The sequence below is a fragment of the Micromonospora sp. NPDC003776 genome (assembly GCF_053605645.1).
Window position 1 is genome coordinate 1 of the sequence record NZ_JBSGJR010000687.1, and the last position, 3,236, is coordinate 3,236.

Here is a 3,236-nt window from a genome sequence, read left to right on the forward strand (position 1 = left end):
GGGGCGCTCCCCCCACCACCCGCGTACCCCTGTCGGTCCGCCCACCCCGGAGATCTCATGGCAACCGTCACCTCCCCCCGCCGCGCGCCCGGCGGCGCCGGCGTCATGCCCGACACGCCCGCCTGGGCGCGCTGGGCCAACGACCACCGCAAGTGGCTCTTCGCCGCCCCGGCGATGGTGTTCGTCGCCGCGCTGATCGTGATCCCGTTGGGCTGGACCGTTTGGCTCAGCCTCACCGACGCCGAGGGATCGGTCCGCGCCGAGAGCGAGTTCATCGGCTTCCGGAACTACCTCGACGTGCTGTCGGACACCGACCGGTTCTGGCCGGCGGTCGGCCGTACCGCCACCTTCACCCTGCTCGCGCTGGCCTTCGAGGTGGTCCTCGGGATGGCCGTCGCGCTGCTGCTCTGGCGGCCGTTCAAGGGCCAGAAGTGGGTCCGGGTCGCCATCCTCATGCCGCTGGTCGCCACCCCGGTCGCGGTCGGCATGATGTGGCGGCTCATCTTCGACCCGAACATCGGCCTGGCCAACCAGGCGCTCGGCTGGTTCGGCATCGGCCCGCAGCCCTGGCTCGCCGGCCAGCACTCCGCCCTGTACACCACGATCTTCATCGACGTGTGGCAGTGGACCCCGATGGTGGTGCTGATCCTGCTCGCCGGTCTCACCTCGCTGTCCGAGGAGCCCCAGGAGGCGGCCCGGATCGACGGCGCCACCAGCTGGCAGCGGTTCCGGCACGTCACCCTGCCGCTGCTGATGCCCACGGTCATCGTGGCGATCCTGCTGCGCGGCATCGACGCGCTGAAGACCTTCGACATCCTCTACGCCACCAAGGGCAAGGGCGGCGGTTCCTTCCACGAGGTGGAGACCCTGAACGTGTACGCCTACGGGCTGAGCTTCGACTACAACGAGTACGGCGTCTCCTCCACCGTCCTCATCCTGTTCTTCCTGATCATCATCGGGTCGATGTGGGCCCTGACCGCACGGCGCAAGAAGGAGGCCAAGCGATGAAGTCTGGTCCCGCGTACCGGGTGTTCCGGGTGGTCGCGCTCGCCGTGGTGGTGCTGTCGCTGATCGCCCCGCTGGTGTGGATGGTCGCCGCGTCGTTCAAGACCAACGTCGACATCTACGACACCGGCAAGGCGCTGGTCTTCTCGCCCACCCTGGAGAACTACGCCAACGTCCTCAAGCAGTCGCACTACGTCCAGTTCATCGGCAACAGCCTCTGGGTTGCGTTCGCCGCGACCGTGCTGTCGCTGATCCTCGGCGTGCCGGCCGCGTACTCGATGAGCCGGTTCAACATGAAGAAGTCCGCGCTGGTGGTACTCATGGCCCGGGTGATCCCCGGCGTCTCGCTGCTGGTGCCCTGGTACTACGTCTTCTCGAACCTGCAGATGGTCGGCGGCTTCACCGTGCTGATCCTCAGCCACATGTTCGTCTCGCTGCCGTTGATCGTCTACATCATGATGGGCTTCTTCGACGGCCTGCCCGAGGAGTTGGAGGAGGCGGCGCTGGTCGACGGGCTCACCCACGTCGGCGCGTTCCGCCGGATCACCCTGCCGCTCTCCGTGCCGGGCATCGCGACCGCTGGGATCCTGTCCTTCATCTTCTCCTGGAACAACTTCATGTTCGCCCTGGTGCTCTCCGGCGCGAACACCAAGACCCTGCCGGTGGCGATCTTCGACTTCGTCGGCTACGCCAGCATCGACTGGGGCGGCCTGATGGCCGCGGCCACCGTGGTCACCCTGCCGATCATGGTGATCGCCCTGTTCGTGCAGAAGTACGTGGTCTCCGGCCTCACCGCCGGCGCGACGAAGGGCTGAGCAATGACCACCATCGCGCGCATCGAGACCTTCCTCGTCGCCCCCCGCTGGCTCTTCGTCCGGGTGGAGACCGAGAGCGGCATCGTCGGCTGGGGCGAGGCCACCTGCGAGGGCCGCTCCGAGACCGTCCGCGCCGCCGTCGACCAGCTCGCCGAACTGCTGATCGGCCGGGACGCGCTGCGGATCGAGGACCACTGGCAGGTCATGACCAAGGGCTCCTTCTACCGGGGCGGGCCCATCCTGGCCAGCGCCGTGGCCGGCCTGGACCAGGCCCTCTGGGACATCGCCGGCAAGCACTACGGCGCCCCGGTGCACCAGCTGCTCGGCGGCCCGGTCCGCGACCGGATCCGGGTGTACGGCTGGGTCGGCGGCGACGAGCCCAGCGAGGTCCGCGACCACATCGCCGCCCAGGTCGAGGCCGGCCTGACCGCGGTCAAGATGAACGCCTCCGGCCGGATGAGCCCGGTCGCCTCGGTCGCCGAACTGGACGGCGTGGTGGCCCGGGTGGCCGCCGCCCGCGAGGTGCTCGGCGAACATCGGGACGTGGCCATCGACTTCCACGGCCGGTTCAGCCTGGCCAGTGCCCGCCGGGTCGCCCCGCTGCTGGAGCCGTTCCGGCCGTTCTTCCTGGAGGAGCCGGTCGTCCCGGAGAACTCCCACCTGATCGGCGACTTCGTCCGCTCCACCACCACGCCGGTGTCCACGGGAGAGCGGCTGTACAGCCGGCAGGAGTTCCTGCCGGTCTTCCAGGCCGGTATCGCGGTGGCGCAGCCGGACCTGTCGCACGCCGGCGGCATCACCGAGGTCCGCAAGATCGCCGCGCTGGCCGAGGTGTACGACGTCCAGCTCGCCCCGCACTGCCCGCTCGGCCCGATCGCCCTCGCGGCCTGCCTCCAGGTCGGCTTCGCCACGCCGAACTACCTGATCCAGGAGCAGAGCATCGGCATCCACTACAACCTCGGCGCCGAGGTGCTCGACTACTGCCTCGACAAGAAGCCACTGACCTTCGTGGACGGATACGTCGAGCGGCTCACCGGGCCCGGCCTCGGCATCGAGATCGACGAGCCGGCCGTTCGTGCCGCCGACCAGCGCGGCCACGCCTGGCGCAGCCCGATGTGGCGGCACCGGGACGGCTCCTATGCGGAATGGTGACCAGATGACCCTCGACCTCACCGCCGAACTGACCGCCACCCGGCTGCTGGCGGTCATCCGCGGCACCGACACCGCCGCCGCCGTCGCCACCGGCACCGCCCTGCTCGGCGCGGGCGTACGGGTGGTCGAGGTGGCGCTGACCACCCCCGGCGCGTGCGACGCCATCGCCGCGATCCGGGCCGCCGCGCCGCCCCACGCCCTGGTCGGCGCCGGTACGGTGCTCACCCCGGCCGCGGTCGCCGACGTGGCCGCCGCCGGCGCCCA

Annotated in this window: 3 protein-coding genes and 1 pseudogene; all 4 read left to right on the forward strand. The window is 70.0% G+C overall.

What is annotated here, in order from left to right:
- Positions 1-57 precede the first annotated feature (57 nt).
- Positions 58-1,008 (forward strand): carbohydrate ABC transporter permease, encoded by a 951-nt coding sequence (locus ACWEVO_RS33330; RefSeq protein ID WP_452311404.1) that lies wholly within the window; start codon positions 58-60, stop codon positions 1,006-1,008.
- Complete coding sequence (locus ACWEVO_RS33335; protein WP_452311405.1) at positions 1,005-1,820, forward strand: carbohydrate ABC transporter permease; 816 nt, start codon at positions 1,005-1,007, stop codon at positions 1,818-1,820. The genes ACWEVO_RS33330 and ACWEVO_RS33335 overlap by 4 nt, the downstream gene beginning before the upstream one ends.
- 3 nt (positions 1,821-1,823) lie before the next feature.
- A complete protein-coding gene (gene dgoD, locus ACWEVO_RS33340; RefSeq protein ID WP_452311406.1) occupies positions 1,824-2,972 on the forward strand; it encodes a galactonate dehydratase in 1,149 nt (382 codons plus the stop codon).
- A gap of 4 nt (positions 2,973-2,976) precedes the next feature.
- Positions 2,977-3,236, forward strand: a pseudogene (locus ACWEVO_RS33345) (bifunctional 4-hydroxy-2-oxoglutarate aldolase/2-dehydro-3-deoxy-phosphogluconate aldolase); the annotation flags it as partial.

What these genes read in the sequence shown, in the direction of transcription:
- ACWEVO_RS33335 (WP_452311405.1), top strand. Translation starts at nt 1,005, where the DNA reads ATGAAGTCTGGTCCCGCGTACCGGGTGTTCCGGGTGGTCGCGCTCGCC.
- dgoD (WP_452311406.1), top strand. Translation starts at nt 1,824, where the DNA reads ATGACCACCATCGCGCGCATCGAGACCTTCCTCGTCGCCCCCCGCTGG.
- ACWEVO_RS33330 (WP_452311404.1), top strand. Translation starts at nt 58, where the DNA reads ATGGCAACCGTCACCTCCCCCCGCCGCGCGCCCGGCGGCGCCGGCGTC.